A 16928-nucleotide genomic window follows, 5' to 3' on the forward strand; every position below is an offset into this window, starting at 1 on the left:
TCGCGCGGTGACCCGATACGGTCCGTCGTCGCAGCCGATTGTCGAACGTGATTTTAGAATCCGTTCGCTGTCGGCCGCTGGCAGGTCCGGTCTCGGACCAGGCGGGCCCGCCGCGGGAGGTCGTGCCGATCCAGCCGGTATCGAGGACCCTTGACACCTCGTCCCGGCCGGAGCACGCTGGACCCATTCCTAGAGCGGGGTTCTAGAAAACCTCTTCAGTCCTGGTGACCTGGCTGAAAGGACGTCCGCCGGTGGTCGACTTCTCCCTCAGCGACGAAGAACGGCAGATCCGCGACACCGTCCGGTCCTTCATCACCAGGGAGGTGATGCCGCTCGAAGCGGAGGTGCTGCGCAACGAGCGGGCCGGCGCCCCGGCGATCGAGCCGGGCGTCCTGGCAGACCTGCGGAGCAAGGCGCGCAAGGCCGGATTCTGGGGCGTCAACACCCCCGAGGAGTACGGCGGGATGAACCTCGGCGCGGTCATGTCGGCGATCGTGGCCATGGAGACCGGGCGCACCTTCGTCCCGTTCAGCTTCGGCGGATACGCGGACGTCATCCTGTACGAGTGCGATGAGGACCAGAAGCAGCGCTACCTCATCCCGACCATCGAGGGCGAGCGGCGCTCCTGCTTCGCCATCACCGAACCGGGCGCGGGCTCGGACGCGCGCAACATCCGTACCCGCGCCGTCCGCGACGGCGGCGACTGGGTCATCAACGGCGAGAAGACGTTCATCACCGGCGGCAACGAGGCCGACTTCGTGATGGTCTTCGCCGTCACCGACCCGACCAGAGGCGCCGACGGTGGCGTCACGTGCTTCCTGGTCGACCGGGACATGGGCTGGAAGTCCGAGCCGATCCCGACGATGGGACAGTGGGGCCCGGCGTCGCTGGTCTTCGACGACGTACGGGTACCGGACTCCCAGGTGCTCGGCGAGGTCGGCAAGGGATTCCCGCTGGCGATGCGCTGGATCGGCCAGGGTCGGTTCATGATCCCGGCCCGCGCCATCGGCTCCGCCGAGCGGATGCTGCAGATGGCGATCGACTACGCCACGATCCGAAAGTCGATGGGCCACCCGATCGCCGACTACCAGGCGATCCAGTGGCAGATCGCGGACTCGCAGGTCGAGATCGAGTCCACCAAGTGGCTCACGCTGTACGCCGCGTGGCGGGTACAGCAGGGGATGGACGCCCGGCACGCCTCGTCCATCGCCAAGCTGCACGGCGCGGTGATGGCCAACCACGTGGTGGACCGGGTGCTCCAGATCCACGGCGGGATGGGCTACACCAAGGAGCTGCCGATCGAACGCTGGTACCGCGAACTCCGGCTGCTGCGCATCTACGAGGGTACCGACGAGATCCAGCGCCGCACGATCGCCCGCAACCTGCTCAAGGGCCACGTCCGCCTCGGCGGGATCGGCGAGTGAGCGCGCGGCGGCGGGCGGCCATCGTCGGGGTGGCGGAGTCCGAGGTCGGCAAGACGCCGCACCTCACCGTGCTCTCCCAGCAGGCGATCGCGAGCCGGGCCGCGCTGGCCGAGGCCGGCCTGGACCGCGACGACGTCGACGCGCTGTTCGTCGCCGGCGGCTGGTCGTGGGCGCCGGCCCTGGCCCTCGCCGAGTACCTGGGCCTGCGGCCGCGGTACCTGGACGGTACGAACATCGGCGGCTCGTCGTTCGAGGCGCACCTCGGGCACGCCGCGGCCGCCATCGAGGCCGGGCGGATCGACGTCGCCCTGATCGCGTACGGCAGCACCCAGCGCAGCGACCGCACCCGCAACGCGCCCCGACCCGCCACCCTCGGCGAGCAGTTCGAGCGGCCGTACGGGCTGCCGCTGCCGGTCGGGGCGTATGCCCTGGCCGCCAACCGGTACCTGCACCAGTACGGGGTGACGAGCGAGCAGTTGGCCGAGGTCGCGGTGAACACCAGGGAGTGGGCCCGGCTCAACCCGAACGCCTATCACCGCGACCCGCTCACCGTCGACGACGTCCTCGCCTCGCCGATGATCTGCGAGCCACTGCACAAACTGGACTGTTGCCTGGTGACCGACGGCGGCGGCGCGGTGGTGGTCGCCGCCTCCGACCGCTGGGCCGACGTGGCGACCCGGCCGGTGGTCGTGCTCGGCCACGGGGAGAGTACGACCCACCACACGATCGCCAACATGCCGGACCTGACCGTGACCGGCGCGGCCAGGTCGGGGCCGGCGGCCCTGGGGATGGCCGGCGTCACCCACGACGACATCGACGTCCTGGAGATCTACGACTCGTTCACCATCACCGTCCTGCTGACGTTGGAGTCGCTCGGTTTCTGCAAGCCGGGCGAGGCCGGCGAGCTCGTCGGCGGTGGCCGTACCGCCCCGGGCGGTGCGCTGCCGATGAACACCAACGGCGGCGGCCTGTCCTACACCCACCCCGGCATGTACGGCATCTTCCTGCTGATCGAGGCCGCCAGGCAGCTGCGCGGCGACTACGCCGCCACCGACCCCCGCCGCCAGGTCCCCGGTGCGGAGCTGGCCCTGGTGCACGGTACCGGCGGGGTGCTCTCCTCGACCTCGACCGTGGTCCTGGGAAGGGGCTGAAACCGTGGTCGTACCCGACGCCGAGACGAAGCCCTTCTGGGACGGCATCGCCACCGGTGAGCTGCGCATCCAGCGCTGCCCGGCGTGCGAGAAGGCGGTGTTCTACCCGCGTGCGGTCTGCCCGCACTGCTTCGACGGTGAGCCGATCTGGATCCGCGCCGCCGGTACCGGGACCGTCTACTCGTACACGGTGGCGCATCGCGCCTTCGGCGAGTTCGCGGCGCAGGCGCCGTTCACCGTCGCCCTGGTCGACCTGGACGAGGGCGTACGCATGATGACCCGCATCGTGGACGCCCGGCCGGGGGAGGTGCGCATCGGGGCCAGGGTCCGGCTGGAGATGACGACGCTCACCCCTGACGGCCCGCAGCTGCCCTGCTTCCGGCTCGTGGAGCAGGCGTGAGCGACCCCGACGCGATGCGTGCCCTGTTCAACCCCCGCTCCATCGCGCTCGTCGGGGCCACCGACAAGTCGGGCTGGTCGGTCAACACGTTCAACAACCTGCGCGCGGGCGGCTTCCCCGGCCCGGTACACCTGGTCAACCCGCGTGCCGAGGTGGTCCACGGCCAACGCGCGTACCCGAGCCTGGCGGCGGTCCCCGGCCCGGTCGACCTCGCGTACGTGATGGTGCCGACCGAGGCGGTGCTGCCCGTGCTGCGGGTGGGGGCCAAGCTGGGGATCCGCCGGTACGTGGTGCTCACCGCGGGCTTCGCGGAGACCGGCGCGCAGGGGCGGGAGCGCGAGGCGGAGCTGGCGGAGTTCGCCCGGCGCGACGGCCTGACGGTACTGGGGCCGAACGGCAACGGGTACGTCAACGCCTCGGCCCACGTCACGCCGTACGGGCTGCCGATCCCCGGTCCGCTGGCGGCCGGCCCGGTCGGGGTGGTCCTGCAGAGCGGGGCGCTGGCCAGCTCGATCCTCGCCTTCGCGCAGGCCCGCGACATCGGCATCAGCCTGCTCACCTCGATGGGCAACGAGATGGCGGTCTCCGTGACCGACGTGGTCGAATACCTCGTCGACGACCCGGCGACCAGGGCGATCGCGCTGTTCCTGGAGTCGGTGCGGCACCCGGCCGAGTTCGCCAGGGTGGTCCGGCGCGCGACGGCGGCAGGCAAGCCGGTGGTCGCGCTCAAGATCGGGTCGAGCCCGCTCGCCTCGTCCACGGCGCAGGCCCACACCGGCGCGCTGGTCGGTGACGACGGCGTGATCGACGCCGTGTTCCGCCGGCTCGGCGTGGTCCGGGTGCGCTCGCTGGAGGACCTGATCGTCACCGCGGGGCTGCTGGGCGAGGTCGGTCCGCTACCGGGACGGCGGCTCGGCGTGGTCACCCCGTCCGGCGGCGCGTCGGAGATCATCGCGGACCGGGCCGAGGACGAGGGTCTGGCGCTGCCACCGTTCGCGCCGGAGACGGCCGCGCGGCTCAAGGAGATCCTGCCGGAGTTCGCGACCGTCGCCAACCCGCTGGACGTCACCGGGTACGTGGTCGTGGACCGTACCCTGCTCGGCCGGGCCCTGGAGATCGTCGCCGACGACCCCGGCATCGACACGGTCATGCTGCTGCACGACCTGCCCCGGGTGCCGCCGGCGGACGCCACCCTGATGTACGCGCTGTTCGAGGCGACCGCCGCCCGGATCCGCAACTCGCCCCGCCCGGTGGTCGTGGTCGGCAACGTGCTCACCGACGTCACCGAGTTCGGCCGTACGGTGCGGCGGCGCACGGACTTCCCGCACGTCGTCGGCGGGATCGAGCACGGCATGTCGGCGATCGGCGCGGCGGTCAGGTGGTCGCCGGCCGAGCCGGTCGGCGGGCCACCCGCGGTCGCGACTCCGGTCATCAGCGGCGAACCGATCGGCGTCTGGGCCGAGCACCGCGCCGCCGCGCTGCTGGCCGACAACGGCGTACCGGTCGTACCCGCCGAACTCGCCGCCGACTCCGGGGCCGCGGTTCAGGCGGCCGAGAAGTTCGGCTACCCGGTGGTGCTCAAGGCGGTGGCCGACGGGCTCGCCCACAAGAGCGATCTCAACGGCGTCCGGCTCGACCTGAGCAGCGCCGACGAGGTGCGCCGCGCCGACCGGGAGGTCCGCGCAGCGCTACGCGCCCGCGGCGCGACCGGCATCGGTACCCTCGTGCAGCCGCAGCGCACCGGCGGGGTGGAGCTGCTGGTCGGGGTGGTGCGGGACCCGGCGTGGGGGCTGACCCTCGCGGTCGGGCTCGGCGGTATCTGGGTCGAGGTGCTGCGGGACTCCGCGCTGCGCCTGCTCCCGGTCGACCGGGACGAGGTGCGCGGCGCACTGGCCGAGCTGCGCGGAGCGCCGCTGCTTCGCGGCGCGCGCGGCGTCGAGCCGGCCGACCTGGACGCGCTGGCCGATGTGATCGTCGGCGTGGGGCGGCTCGCGGAAGGCCTGGGCGACCGGCTCGAATCGCTGGAGATCAACCCGCTGTGGGTGTCCGGCTCCCGCGTCGAGGCGCTGGACGCCCTGGTCACCTGGCGGTGACGACGTTGCTGGTGGCGGCCCGCTGACCGGCGGCGGTGAGGTAGCGGAACTCGTACCGGCCGGGCAGCGGCGGTAGTGTCAGCGCGACGGTGCCCGTCGTCGCGGCGGTGCCGGTCGGCGCACCGGGCCGGCACGCCACGTCCGGTAGGCCGACGCGGCAGACCGCGATACGGTCGGCCGGCGCGTGGCCCGGGGCGGCGGTCCAGCTCACCGCGTACCCGCGCCCACCGGTCGGCGTGGCGTTGACCGTGGTCGGCACCCAGCCGCCGAGCACGAAGCCGGGGTCGCGCCACCGCGCCGCCTCGGTGTCGCTCACCTGGCGCGAGCACGCCAGGCGGGTACCGGTATCGACCGGCCTGCCGGCGAGGTCCGTGCTGCCGTACTCCCAGTCCTGAAGGTTCGGCGCCTGGGCGCAGTCGTCGGGCGTGATCTGCCACCCCACCGGGGCTATGTGCGCGTCCATCGCGGTGTCGAGGTACACCGCCTGGCTGTACGGGAACCGGTTGGTCTGTATCCGCCCCAGGTGGACCGAGCCGTCGGGTACGCCGGGCACCCGGGTCAGTCGATTGTGGACGAAAACGTTGCCGTGGTGCTCCGCGTCGTTGCGGACCTGCGTGACGTACCCGGCGTGCGCCGACTCCAGCGTGGAGTTCTGGACGAGGACCGAGCCGGTACCCCAGACGAAGTCGACGTCGCCCCGGATGAAGCTGTCGGTGACGAAGCCGGTGCCCTGCAGCCGCAGGGTGTCCTGGTAGCTCTCCAGGGTGACCCGGTTCAGCGTGATGCGCTGGTTGTTGCCCCGGAACGCCTCCGCCTGCGAACCACCGTACGGCGTGGTGTTGCGCAGCGTGATGTTCTCCAGGGTGAAGTCGGGGGCGTCCACGCCGACCAGCGCGCGCCAGCAGTTGTGCAGGTCCGGCGTTGGCAGGGCGCGCAGCGGGCAGACGTCGGCCGGGCCGCCCGAGGCGCGCGCGGAGTCGCCGTTGAGCCGGTCGTTGTTGGCGTACCGGATCACCGTGCGGTCGCGGTCCTGCCCGCTGACCGTGATGTGCGGCCGGTCCGGGCGGACGTACACGATCTCGTCGTAGGTACCGGCGCGGACGTCGATCCGCACCGGTCGCTGGTTGCCCAACGGTACGGCGTCGACGGCGCCCTGCACCGTGCAGAAGTCACCCGAGCCGTCAGCGGCGACGGTCAGCCGCGCGGCACCGGCCGGCGGGGGAGCGGCCCTGGTCGTGAACCGCCAGGTGGACGGGTCCCGTACGCCGGGGAAGCCGGCGACCATGCCGGGATCCATCGTGACGTAGTACGTCTCGCCATACTCGAGCCGCTGGTGCAGGTGGACGGTGACCGTGTCGCCGCTGACCACGACCGGGTGGTAGGTGAAGAGGTGGGGCTGCCCGGTGTCCGACACCGCCCCGCCGATGGTGCGCTTCGACGATTCGGGATCGGCCACGTCGATGCTGTCGACCACGGTCGAGTCGCCGAGGTGGACCCTGATCGCGCCGGTCGTACCGAGCTGGGGCGGGCGGTCGAACGTGAGCCGCAGCGGGGTGTCGACGCAGACGCGGCGCTGATGGCCCTGAGGTCCGAAGTGGACCTGAGGGCCGGAGGCCGCCGCGGTGCCGCCGCCGAGGGCGATGGCCAGCATGGCGGTCGTCGTGACGCACGCGATCCTCATCGGCGGACCGTACCAATCAGCCAACGTCGATTCCGCGTGTTTCTGCCGGGCGGGATGCTGGAGCGGACCCTGTTGCCTATCCGGGAGCAGAGCAAAGCAGACCGCGAAGTGCCCTCCGCTCCGCACGCGGCGCGCGTCGCTCCGCATCGGCCACCGCTACCGCCGGGGGTACCGGTAGCGGTGGCCTGTCCTCGAGCCGCTCAGGCGTTGACGAGCCGCTGCCGCTGCCGCCCGAGGCCGCTGATCTCCAGCTCCATGACGTCGCCGGCGGCCAGGTACGGGAACCGTCCGGACAGCGCGACGCCCTGCGGGGTACCGGTGTTGATGACGTCCCCGGGCTCGAGCACCAGGTACTGGCTCAGGTGCCAGACCAGCTCGCGGACCCCGAAGATCATGTCCTTGGTGTTCGAGTTCTGCCGCTGCTCGCCGTTGACCCGCGACGACAGGTCCAGCGCCTGCGGGTCGGCCACGTCGGCGGCAGGTACCAGCCAGGGGCCGAGCGGGTTGAACGTCTCGCAGCACTTGCCCTTCGACCACTGTCCGCCCGACTGGGCCATCTGGAAGTCCCGCTCGGAGACGTCGTTGCTGACCGCGTACCCGGCGATGCAGGCGTCCGCGTCGGCGTGGCTGTCCAGGTAGCGGGCGGTACGGCCGATGACGACCGCCAGCTCCACCTCCCAGTCCGTCTTGCTCGAGCCGCGGGGGATGCGGACGTCGTCGTACGGGCCGACCACGGTGTTCGGAGTCTTGAAGAAGATGATGGGTACCGTGGGCGGCTCGGAGCCGCTCTCCGCGGCGTGCGCGGCGTAGTTCTGTCCGATACAGATCACCGCGCCCGGGCGGGCGACCGGGGCGCCGATCCGCTGGCCGGCGAGGTCCACGCGGGGGAGGGCGCCGCCGGCGAGCGCGGCGCGGGCCCGCTCCACGCCGTCGGCACCGAGGAAGGCGCCGTCGATGTCGGTCGTGATGGAGGAGAGGTCGTAGGCGTTGCCGTCGTCGTCGCAGACGACGGGGCGCTCCGCTCCGGCGGCGCCGATCCGCATCAGTCGCATCTGGTGGTGTCCTCTCGAGCGCGTCGGGCGGGGTCACGGTAAAGCTGACGGGTGCACGCTAAAGCTACGGCTGGCCGGGCGCGCGACGCGAGGTGCCGGTCCGCATGGTGGAACGGCCGGGGCCGGCCGGTCACCCGGACGGGTCAGGCGTCCAGGCGCCGGGACAGCGACAGCGCCGCGGTCAGGACCGCGGGGGCGAACCGGCGCGCGGTGCTCATGCTGTCCATACCGGTGATCGACAGGGCGCCGACGGGGACCCGCTTCGCGTTGACCAGCGGGCTGGCCGCGCAGAACATGCCCAGCCGGGACTCCTCGACGTCGAAGGCGACCCTGCGCTCGCGGATCGCGGCCAGGTCGCTGAGCAGGCGCGCCGCGTCGGTGATGCTCTTCGACGTGATCGGCCGCAGCCCGGCCGCGATCACCTCGTCCACGACGTGCGGCGGGGAGAACGCCAGGATCGCCTTGCCCAGCGCGGTGCAGTGCAGGGGCAGGCGTCCGCCGGTACGGGAGTGGGGTACCAGGCGACCCCGGCTGACCAACTTTTCCACGTACACGATTTCGTTGCCGTGGCGAACGGCCAGGTTGACGGTCTGGTGCGTGGTCTCGTAGAGGTCCTCCAGGTAGGGCAGGGCGAGGTCGCGCAGACCGCGCTGCGCCGGCACCAGATGACCGAGTTCGAACAGGCGCATGCCGAGCCGGAGCCCGGTCGGTGTCCGCTCGAGGGCGCCCCACTCGACGAGGTCGGCGACCATCCGGTGCGCCGTGGTCTTCGGTACCCCGGTGTGGCGCGCCAGATCGCCCAGGGTGAGTTCGTCCACGCCTGGGCGAAATGCGTCGAGCAGATGCAGTGCGCGAAGAAGTGATGACTGTGTGGTCCGCATAACGGAACGCAGCCTTGCACGGTCAGATGCGTGTTGCCAAGGTGTGTCGAACGACACTCCAGTTGCGAGTCTCACAATGAGATGTCGCACGGCGGGGTCTGTCACTCCCACGGAGGTGCCCGCACGCATGTCAGAAGATGTCCTGTTCACGGTGGACGAACACGTCGCATACGTGACGATCAACCGGCCGGAGCGACGTAACGCCCTGAGCATCGGTGTGATGAGCGAGCTGACCGACGTCTTCTGCGAGGTCGCCGCCGACGACGACGTCTGGGCGGTCCTTCTCACCGGTGCGGGGGACAAGGCCTTCTGTGCCGGCGCCGACCTGAAGGAGCTCGACGAGCGCGCCCGGGAGGGCAAGCGGTTCCCGATGCCGATGACCGGGCCGGGGCGCAACCTGTTCGAGGTCGTCCTGGAGACGTACAAGCCGGTCGTCGCCGCCCTCAACGGCCCGGTGCTGGCCGGCGGGTGCGAGCTCGCGCTCGCCTGCGACCTGCGCATCGCCGCCGACCATGCCTACATCGGGCTGCCGGAGGCGAAGCGGGGTATGGGCGCCAACCTGGCCACGGTGCTGCTGCCGCGGTTGGTGCCGCGGCCGATCGCGCTGGAGATGCTGTACACCGGCGACCCGCTGCAGCCGGACGAGGCCCTGAAATGGGGCCTGTACAACCGCGTCGTCCCCCGGGAGAAGCTGCGCGACGAGAGTGAGGCGTTCGTCCGCTCGATCGTGGCCAACGCGCCGCTGACCCTGCGCCGCTACAAGGAGATGACGACCAAGGGCTGGGAGCTGTCGGTCCACGCCGCGCTGCGCCTCAACGCCGGCCCCAACCCGTACCTGAGTGAAGACCGTGAGGAGGGCGTGCGCGCCTTCGTCGAGAAGCGGGCGCCGAAGTGGCGGGGCCGGTAACCGGCCCCGACCGTCCTCGGTACTGATCGATCCACCGTTCCGAGCCCCAACACCCCCACAGCTGGAGGAAGCATGCCGTTATCAAGGAGAAATGCGAAGATTGCGCCGATTGTTGGCGCAGCTCTTCTGATCGGACTCGCGGGCTGCGGCGCCGACGCCACGGGCGGTGGCGGCAGCGGGGACGCGGGCGGAAAGTGCGTGCTCCAGATCGGTACCCTCGGCCCGCTGACCGGTCCGGCGGCCGATTTCGGCCTGTCCATGGAGGGCAGCACCAAGTTCGTCGCCGAGGAGGCGAACAAGGCCGGCGGCGTCAAGGTCGGCAACAAGACCTGCCAGGTCAAGGTGGTCAGCTACGACACCGGCTACACCAGCGCCGGCGCGGCGAACGGCGCGAACGACTTCGCCTCCAAGGGCGTGAAGTTCGTGATCGGCCCGCTGGGCGCCACCGAGGTCACCGGCATGAAGCCGGTCGCCGACCGCAGCAAGATGCTGCTGCTCGCCAACGGCTTCGGGCTCGACGCCCTGGAGAAGAAGTACCCGCTGGTGTTCCACATCGGACCGGGGCCGTTCGTCTGGTCCGGGCCGATCATCAAGGAGGCCAGGACCCGGTTCGGCTTCACCTCGGCCGCGGTCATCGCCCCGAACGACCAGAGCGGCAACGACATCGCCGTCATCAACGAAAAGAAGTTCTCCGAGCAGGGCATCCCGGTCAAGCGCGACACGTACCAGCGCGGCACCCAGGACTTCGCCCCGATCGTCTCCCGGCTGATGGCCACCAGGGCCGACGTCATCGACTTCGCCTCGTCGCCGGCCGGCGACGTCGGCACGATGATCAAGCAGCTCCGGCAGGCCGGCTACCAGGGCAGCTTCGCCCGGCTCGGCGGCGAGAGCACCAACGAGATCACCCGCGTCGCGGGCATCGAGGCGATGAAGAACTTCTTCTACTACTCGCCGGTCGACCTGACCGACCCGAAGATCGCCGCGCTGGCGAAGGAGTACGAGGCGGTCGCCGGGATCAAGGCGACCGGTATTTCGCTGGGCTGGGTCCCCGGCGGCCGAGCGCTGCTGCGGGCCATCTCCAAGGCCGGCACCATCGACGACACCGCCAAGGTGGCCGAGGCGCTGCGCGCCGACGACCTGAAGGACACCACGCTCGGCCAGGGCGTCTGGACCGGCCAGCAGCAGTTCGGGGTCAACCAGGAGATGTCGTGGCCCTTCTCGATCGGCGTCATCAAGGACGCTCAGCCGTCCGTGTTCAAGACGCTGTCGGCCGAGTGAGCTGAGGAGGAGGCGGTCATGAACGGATTTCTGCAGGCGTTCGTCAACGGGCTGACGCTCGGTGCGCAGTACGCGCTGATGGCGCTGGGCTTCTCACTGATTTTCGGCATCCTCGGCGTGATGAACTTCGCCCACGGCGCGTTCTACGCCCTGGGCGGCTACGTCGCCTACCTGGTGGACAAGACGCTCGGGTTGCCGTACGCCCTGGCGGTCGTCGCCGCAGTCCTCATGACCGCCGCGCTCGGCTACGTCTTCGAACTGGTTGTGATCGAGCGTCGGATCGATGACCATCTGGCCACCATCGTTCTGACGCTCGGTCTCAGCCTCGTCGTCGGCGCATCACTGCTGGCGATATTCGGCCCGAGATCGGTGGACTTCCCGGCACCGCTGACCGGGACGCTGCGGGCCGGCGGGGTGTACATCCCCACCGCCCGGTTGATGATCATCGTGGTCTCGGCCGCGGCGATCGCCGGCGTCTACCTGCTGCTGTACCGCACCCGGCTGGGCAACGCGCTGCGCGCCCTGGCCGACGACCGCACCATCGCGCTGGCCCAGGGCATACGCCCCAAGGTCCTGTTCCCGCTGGCGTTCGGGCTCGCCACCGGCCTGGCGGGGCTGACCGGCGCACTGGTCACACCGATCTTCTCGCTGGCGCCGTTCGTCGGGGAGCACGTACTGATGATCTCGTTCCTGGCCGTCATCCTCGGCGGCCTCGGCAGCCTGCCCGGTGCGGTGATCGCCTCCATCCTGGTGGGTCTCGTCGAGTCCTTCGTCGGGTTCTACATCGGCGGCTCGTGGGCGCCGCTGATGCTGTTCACCGCGGTGCTGGTCCTGCTCGTCGTGCGGCCGACCGGCCTGTTCGGCGCGAAGGCCGCCCATGTCTAGGCCGCCGAGCACCGACGGGGTCCTGCGCCCACCCGGGAACCGCCACGCCCTGCGGCTGCTGGCCGCGCCGGTCCTGGCCTTCGCGCTGGTCGCCGCGAGCTTCGTGGTACCCAAGGTGACCGCCGACCCGTTCCTGCTGTCCTTCGTACCGACCATCGTGGTCTCGCTACTGGCCACGCTCCACGTCTGGCTACTGCTGCGGGTCAACCTGCTGTCGTTCGCGTCGCCGGCCTTCATGGCGGTCGGCGGGTACACGCTGGCGCTCGCGGCCACCCACCTGACCACGAACGCCGTCGCGCTGCTGGCGCTGTGCTTCCTGGTACCCGCGGCGCTGGCGCTGCCGCTCGGCGCCCTGCTGCTGCGGCTGCGCGGTACCTACTTCGCGCTCGTCACGTTCGTGCTCGCCCAGGTCGTGGTGCTCATCGTCGTCATCGCGGACAAGCCGCTCGGCGGTACCAGCGGCATCTCCGGCATCCCGCCGGCGACCCTCGGCGCCGAGACCCTCGGCGCGGGCGGCCCGCTGCTGCGCTTCTCCGCCATCGTCGGCCTGGCCGGCGTCGCCGTGGCGGGCGTGGTGACCCTGCGGTGGCGGCGCCACTTCGCCGCCATCGACGAGAACGAGCCGCTCGCGGCGAGCCTCGGGCTGCGCCCGTGGGCGTACAAGACGGCCTCGTTCGTCACCGCGGCCGGCGTCGCCGGACTGGCCGGACTGGTACTGGTCAACCAGCTCGGCAACGCCCACCCGGACTCGTTCAGCCCGTTCAGCGCGGTCAACCACGTCGCGGCCGCGGTCCTCGGCGGGGTGTCGATCCTGGGCCCGGTCATCGGCGCGGTGGTGCTGTCGTGGCTGGTGCACGCGTTCGCGTCCCAGGCGGAGTACTCCCAGCTGCTGCTGGGCGCGACGCTCATCCTCGTCGTCCTGTACGCCAAGGGCGGCATCACCGGCACCGTGCAGCGCGGGTTCGGGCTGCTCGTCGCCGGCCGCGCCGGGGCGAAGAGCGCGCCGGAAAGTACGGCGGAGACCGATGCCCGGCGCGCGGAGAACCTGGACGCGGCCCGCGACGGCGACGGCGCTACCACGCTGGACGCGCCGGACCCGTCGGCGGAGCCGATCCTCGTCGTCACCGAGCTGAGCCGCCGGTTCGGCGGGGTGGCCGCGGTGGACGGCGTCTCGTTCAGCCTGCGGGCCGGCGAGGTGCTCGGGGTCATCGGCCCGAACGGCGCCGGGAAGACCACGCTGATCAACATGGTGTCGGGGCACTTCCCACCGAGCGGCGGCCGGGTCGAGCTGGACGGCGGGTCGCTGACCGGCGCCCCGGCGCACACCATGAGCCGGCACGGCATCGCCCGCAGCTACCAGCAGACGTCGGTGTTCGCGAGCGTGTCGGTGCGCGAGAACCTGGCCCGGGCCAAGGCGTTCAGTCCACGGTGGATCGACGAGGCGGAGCTGGCCGAGCTGCTGGCCGCCACCGGCCTGGCCGGCCGGCTCGACGACCGGGCCGGCGACCTGCCGTACGGCCTGCAGAAGCTGCTCGGCCTGCTGCTGCCGATCGCGACCCGGCCCCGGGTCCTGCTGCTGGACGAGCCGGCCGCGGGCCTGGAGCGGGCCGAGCGGGTCCGCATCGACGAGCTGGTCGACTGGGTGGTCCGCCGCGGCTGCGCGGTGCTCCTCGTCGAGCACGACATGGACCTGGTCCGCCGGATCTGCCCGCGCGTGATCGTCATGGACACCGGCAAGCCCCTGGCCGAGGGCGTACCCGCCGACGTCTTCACCGACCCGCGGGTCATCACGGCCTACCTGGGCGTCGCCGACTCCGACGAGCTGGCCGATGAGGACAACACGTTGGCCGTCGCCACCCTGGAGGACAACCATGGCTAGCCCGACCGTGGAGCGGGCCGCCGAGCCGGCCACGCCCACCGACACGCTGCTCGAGCTGGACCGCCTGGACGTGCGGTACGGCGGGGTGCACGCGGTGCAGGAGCTGAGCATCCGGGTCCGTCCCGGTGAGACGGTCGTCCTGATCGGCGCGAACGGCGCCGGCAAGTCCAGCGTCATCAACGCCATCATGGGGCTGGTGCCCGCCGCCGGCGGGCAGATCCGGTACCTCGGCCAGGACATCACCCGGTCGTCACCGGCCAGCCGGGCCCGCGCCGGCATCCGGATCTCGCCCGAGGGGCGGCGCGTCTTCGCCCACCTCAGCATCGAGGACAACATCCTCAGCGGCGGGTACACGCTGAGCAAGGCCAAGCGCGACGAGGCCCTGGCCTGGATGTACGAGGCGTTCCCGTGGCTGGCGGCCCGCCGGAAGGCGCCGGCCGGGACGCTGTCGGGCGGCCAGCAGCAGATCGTCGCGATCGCCCGGGCGCTGACCGCCTCGCCGAAGCTGCTGCTGCTCGACGAGCCGTTCCTGGGCCTGTCCCCGGTGGCGATCGCGGACACCTCTGCCGCCATCCGGCTGGTGCAGGAGCGCGGCATGGCGGTGCTGATCTCCGAGCAGATGGCCCGGCCCGCGCTCAAGCTGGCCGACCACGGCCACGTCCTGCGTACCGGCACCCTGCGCCGCAGCGGCACGGTGGCCGAGATCCGCGACCTGGCGCTGTCGGAGGACTACCTGTGAGCACCGTCGGAGGAGCACCTGTGACCGCCCCGGACAGCCTCGACCCGGTCGTCGACTTCGTGGCCGACGGCGACCTGCTGCTGATGCCGGCCCGGGAACGGGCCCGGCTGCTGCTGATAGACGCGCTGGTACTGGCCTGCGCCGCGGACACCGCACCCGGCGGCGCCGACCTGGTCGAGCTGGGCGCCGGCACCGGGCCGCACCGCTGCTGGTTCAGCAACGCCCGGCTCGGCCCGGCCGACGCGGTACAGGCCAACGCCGCCGCCACCTGCGCCCGGTTCCAGGAAGACACCGACATGGGCTCCTGGAGCCACCCGGGCAGCTTCGTGGTACCGGCCGCGGTCGCCGCCGCGGTCGAGGCCGGCACCTCGCTGGGTCGGCTCATCGACGGGCTCATCGTCGGGTACGCCGTCACCAGCTGGCTGGGTGGCGCGGGCGCGGTCGCGGCGGCGATGATGACCCGCGGCCACCGCCCCAGCCCGACGTTCGCGCCGGCCGGCGCGGGCGCCGCCGCGGCCCGCGTCCTCGGCCTGAACCGGGCGCAGGCGCGGCACGCCCTGGCCGCGGCGCTGCTGCTCGGCCGCGGCTCGCTGCACAGCGTCGGCTCCGGCGGCGAGGACTGGCGGCTGCACAACCCGGGCGCGGCCCGCGACGGGTTCCTCGCCGCGCTGGCCGCCGCGCGGGGGATGGGTACCGGCGGCGACGCGCTCAGCGGGCCGCTCGGGTTCCTGTCGGTCTTCGCCGGCATGGACCACGCGCCCTCCTCGTACGCCAAGCCGCCCACCGCCGAGCTGGTGCTCGACGTGTGGCACAAGGCGCTGCCGACGCTCGGGGACAACATGGCCGTCGCGGTCGTGGCGCGCGAGCTGCACGCCCGCCTCGACGGCGGCATCCCCGACCGGGTCGAGGTGACGATGAACGGCGAGTTCGCCCGCTTCCCGGGTACCCAGACCCGCCCGCCGTACCCGTCGCTGACCTCGGCGCTGGCCAGCGTGCGGTTCGTGACGGCGCAGCTGCTGCTCACCGGCCGCCTGGACTTCGCCGACTACGCCCGCCGCGACGACCCGGTGGTGACCGCGCTGGCCGACCGGATCGAGGTGCGCCCGGACGACGCGCTGGACTTCACCGACGCCGTCGTGACCATCGAGACCGCCGGCACCCGAACCACCCTCGCCGCGCGTGAGCTGCCGGCGACCCTGTTCCACCGCGACGCCGCCGAGCAGCGGCGGGTGGCCGGGGAGATCCTCGGCGCCCGGGGCGTCGCGCTCGTCGACGCCGTCCTCGACGCCGACGAATCGGACCCCGCCGCCGCCGTGATCGACGGCGCGCTGGACCGGTTCCACTCGGCCCACCCGACCATTCCGAGCATGAGGTGACCTGAGATGGACTTCATCCTGACCGACGAGCAGCTCGCCATCCGCGACGCCGTGAACGACCTGTGCAAGCAGTACCCGGAGTCGTACTGGATCGAGCGCCATGCCAGGTCGGAGTACCCCGAGGCGTTCGTGGACGCGCTCGGCAAGGCCGGCTGGCTCGCCCTGCTCATCCCGGAGGAGTACGGCGGCGGTGGCGGCAGCCTGACCGACGCCGCGCTGGTCCTGGAGACCATCAACCGCTCCGGCGGCAGCGGCGTGCCCGCGCACGCGCAGATGTACACGATGGGCACGATCCTGCGCCACGGCAGCGAGGAGCAGAAGCGCTGGCTGCTGCCGAGGATCGCGACCAACGAGATCCGGCTCCAGGCGTTCGGGGTCACCGAGCCCGACGCCGGCTCCGAGACCACCCGCATCCGCACCTTCGCCAAGCGCGAGGGCGACCACTACGTCGTCAACGGCGGCAAGGTCTGGACCTCCCGTTACCAGCACTCCGACTTCATGCTGCTGCTGGTGCGGACCACCCGGTACGAGGAGGTCGCGCGCCCCACCGACGGGCTGTCGGTGCTGCTGGTGGACCTCCGCGAGGCCGGCGACGCCATCGAGGTCCGGCCGATCCGCACCATGACCAGCCACGAGACCAACCAGCTCACGATCTCCAACCTGCGGGTACCGGTGGCGAACCGGATCGGCGAGGAGGGGATGGGCTTCCGCTACATCCTGTCCGGGCTCAACGCCGAGCGGATCCTGGTCGCCTCGGAGAGCCTCGGCGACGGCTTCTGGTTCATCGACAAGGCCGTCGCGTACGCCAACGAGCGGGTCGTCTTCGGCCGCCCGATCGGCGCCAACCAGGGCGTGCAGTTCCCGCTCGCGAAGGCGTACGCCGACCTGGAGGCGGCCAGCCTGATGCGGTACAAGGCGGCCGCGCTGTTCGACGCCGGCAAGCAGCCCGGGTTCGAGGCGAACGCGGCCAAGCTGCTCGCCTCCCAGGCGACCTGGGCCGCGGCCAACGCCGCGATGGACACCCACGGCGGGTACGGCCTGGCCGAGGAGTTCGGCATCGAGCGCAAGTTCCGCGAGGCCCGGCTGCCGATGGTCGCCCCGGTCAACAACAACCTGATCCTCGCCTACATCGGCAACAAGGTCCTCGGCCTGCCGAAGTCGTACTGACATCCCCCGCCACCC

14 protein-coding genes are annotated in these 16928 nt (G+C 71.7%); 11 read left to right on the forward strand and 3 right to left on the reverse strand.

What is annotated here, in order from left to right:
* Positions 1 to 251 precede the first annotated feature (251 nt).
* Genes Pme01_RS21410 through Pme01_RS21425 form a run of 4 tightly spaced genes read left to right on the forward strand, consistent with a single transcriptional unit; the run spans position 252 to position 5068 of the window.
* A complete protein-coding gene (locus Pme01_RS21410) occupies positions 252 to 1424 on the forward strand; it encodes an acyl-CoA dehydrogenase family protein (protein ID WP_168114379.1) in 1173 nt (390 codons plus the stop codon).
* Positions 1421 to 2575, forward strand: coding sequence for an acetyl-CoA acetyltransferase (locus tag Pme01_RS21415; RefSeq protein ID WP_168114380.1), 1155 nt, complete (start codon positions 1421 to 1423; stop codon positions 2573 to 2575). The genes Pme01_RS21410 and Pme01_RS21415 overlap by 4 nt, the downstream gene beginning before the upstream one ends.
* Before the next feature lie 4 nt (positions 2576 to 2579).
* Complete coding sequence (locus Pme01_RS21420) at positions 2580 to 2975, forward strand: Zn-ribbon domain-containing OB-fold protein (RefSeq protein ID WP_168114381.1); 396 nt, start codon at positions 2580 to 2582, stop codon at positions 2973 to 2975.
* Positions 2972 to 5068 carry an acetate--CoA ligase family protein gene (locus Pme01_RS21425; protein WP_239088371.1) on the forward strand — a complete coding sequence of 699 codons (2097 nt, stop codon included), beginning with the start codon at positions 2972 to 2974 and terminating at the stop codon, positions 5066 to 5068. The genes Pme01_RS21420 and Pme01_RS21425 overlap by 4 nt, the downstream gene beginning before the upstream one ends.
* Here Pme01_RS21425 and Pme01_RS21430 read toward each other — a convergent pair.
* The 3 genes from Pme01_RS21430 to Pme01_RS21440 all read right to left on the reverse strand — a co-directional run bounded on the left by Pme01_RS21430 (position 5055) and on the right by Pme01_RS21440 (position 8895).
* The gene (locus Pme01_RS21430) at positions 5055 to 6749 is read right to left on the reverse strand and encodes a pectinesterase family protein (RefSeq protein ID WP_168114382.1); all 1695 of its coding nucleotides are present in this window, start codon (positions 6747 to 6749) and stop codon (positions 5055 to 5057) included. The two genes, Pme01_RS21425 and Pme01_RS21430, sit on opposite strands and share 14 nt — an antisense overlap.
* Positions 6750 to 6949: 200 nt before the next feature.
* Positions 6950 to 7801, reverse strand: coding sequence for a fumarylacetoacetate hydrolase family protein (locus Pme01_RS21435; protein WP_168114383.1), 852 nt, complete (start codon positions 7799 to 7801; stop codon positions 6950 to 6952).
* A 143-nt stretch (positions 7802 to 7944) separates the two neighbouring features.
* A complete protein-coding gene (locus tag Pme01_RS21440; RefSeq protein WP_308441100.1) occupies positions 7945 to 8895 on the reverse strand; it encodes an IclR family transcriptional regulator in 951 nt (316 codons plus the stop codon).
* Between Pme01_RS21440 and Pme01_RS21445 the strand changes: the two genes are divergently transcribed.
* The 7 genes from Pme01_RS21445 (at position 8810) to Pme01_RS21475 (ending at position 16913) form a co-directional block, all read left to right on the forward strand.
* A complete protein-coding gene (locus tag Pme01_RS21445; RefSeq protein ID WP_168114385.1) occupies positions 8810 to 9589 on the forward strand; it encodes an enoyl-CoA hydratase/isomerase family protein in 780 nt (259 codons plus the stop codon). The two genes, Pme01_RS21440 and Pme01_RS21445, sit on opposite strands and share 86 nt — an antisense overlap.
* Positions 9590 to 9787: 198 nt before the next feature.
* Positions 9788 to 10867: an ABC transporter substrate-binding protein gene (locus tag Pme01_RS21450; RefSeq protein WP_168114386.1), complete on the forward strand. Its 1080-nt coding sequence runs from the start codon at positions 9788 to 9790 to the stop codon at positions 10865 to 10867.
* An 18-nt stretch (positions 10868 to 10885) separates the two neighbouring features.
* Entirely contained in the window at positions 10886 to 11752 is an 867-nt protein-coding gene (locus Pme01_RS21455; protein WP_168114387.1) for a branched-chain amino acid ABC transporter permease, read from the forward strand.
* Positions 11745 to 13631, forward strand: coding sequence for a branched-chain amino acid ABC transporter ATP-binding protein/permease (locus Pme01_RS21460; protein WP_168114388.1), 1887 nt, complete (start codon positions 11745 to 11747; stop codon positions 13629 to 13631). Before Pme01_RS21455 ends, Pme01_RS21460 begins: the two co-directional genes overlap by 8 nt.
* The gene (locus Pme01_RS21465; RefSeq protein ID WP_203935782.1) at positions 13624 to 14370 is read left to right on the forward strand and encodes an ABC transporter ATP-binding protein; all 747 of its coding nucleotides are present in this window, start codon (positions 13624 to 13626) and stop codon (positions 14368 to 14370) included. Before Pme01_RS21460 ends, Pme01_RS21465 begins: the two co-directional genes overlap by 8 nt.
* 20 nt (positions 14371 to 14390) lie before the next feature.
* Positions 14391 to 15746, forward strand: a complete 1356-nt coding sequence (locus Pme01_RS21470; RefSeq protein WP_168114389.1) for an MmgE/PrpD family protein — start codon at positions 14391 to 14393, stop codon at positions 15744 to 15746.
* Positions 15747 to 15752: 6 nt separating this feature from the next.
* Positions 15753 to 16913, forward strand: coding sequence for an acyl-CoA dehydrogenase family protein (locus tag Pme01_RS21475; protein ID WP_168114390.1), 1161 nt, complete (start codon positions 15753 to 15755; stop codon positions 16911 to 16913).
* Positions 16914 to 16928: the final 15 nt, after the last annotated feature.

This window comes from Planosporangium mesophilum (genome assembly GCF_016863255.1).
Classification (GTDB): domain Bacteria; phylum Actinomycetota; class Actinomycetes; order Mycobacteriales; family Micromonosporaceae; genus Planosporangium; species Planosporangium mesophilum.

What these genes read in the sequence shown, in the direction of transcription:
- Pme01_RS21430 (WP_168114382.1), bottom strand. Translation starts at nt 6,749, where the DNA reads ATGAGGATCGCGTGCGTCACGACGACCGCCATGCTGGCCATCGCCCTC.
- Pme01_RS21435 (WP_168114383.1), bottom strand. Translation starts at nt 7,801, where the DNA reads ATGCGACTGATGCGGATCGGCGCCGCCGGAGCGGAGCGCCCCGTCGTC.
- Pme01_RS21445 (WP_168114385.1), top strand. Translation starts at nt 8,810, where the DNA reads ATGTCAGAAGATGTCCTGTTCACGGTGGACGAACACGTCGCATACGTG.
- Pme01_RS21440 (WP_308441100.1), bottom strand. Translation starts at nt 8,895, where the DNA reads ATGCTCAGGGCGTTACGTCGCTCCGGCCGGTTGATCGTCACGTATGCG.
- Pme01_RS21455 (WP_168114387.1), top strand. Translation starts at nt 10,886, where the DNA reads ATGAACGGATTTCTGCAGGCGTTCGTCAACGGGCTGACGCTCGGTGCG.
- Pme01_RS21460 (WP_168114388.1), top strand. Translation starts at nt 11,745, where the DNA reads ATGTCTAGGCCGCCGAGCACCGACGGGGTCCTGCGCCCACCCGGGAAC.
- Pme01_RS21465 (WP_203935782.1), top strand. Translation starts at nt 13,624, where the DNA reads ATGGCTAGCCCGACCGTGGAGCGGGCCGCCGAGCCGGCCACGCCCACC.
- Pme01_RS21475 (WP_168114390.1), top strand. Translation starts at nt 15,753, where the DNA reads ATGGACTTCATCCTGACCGACGAGCAGCTCGCCATCCGCGACGCCGTG.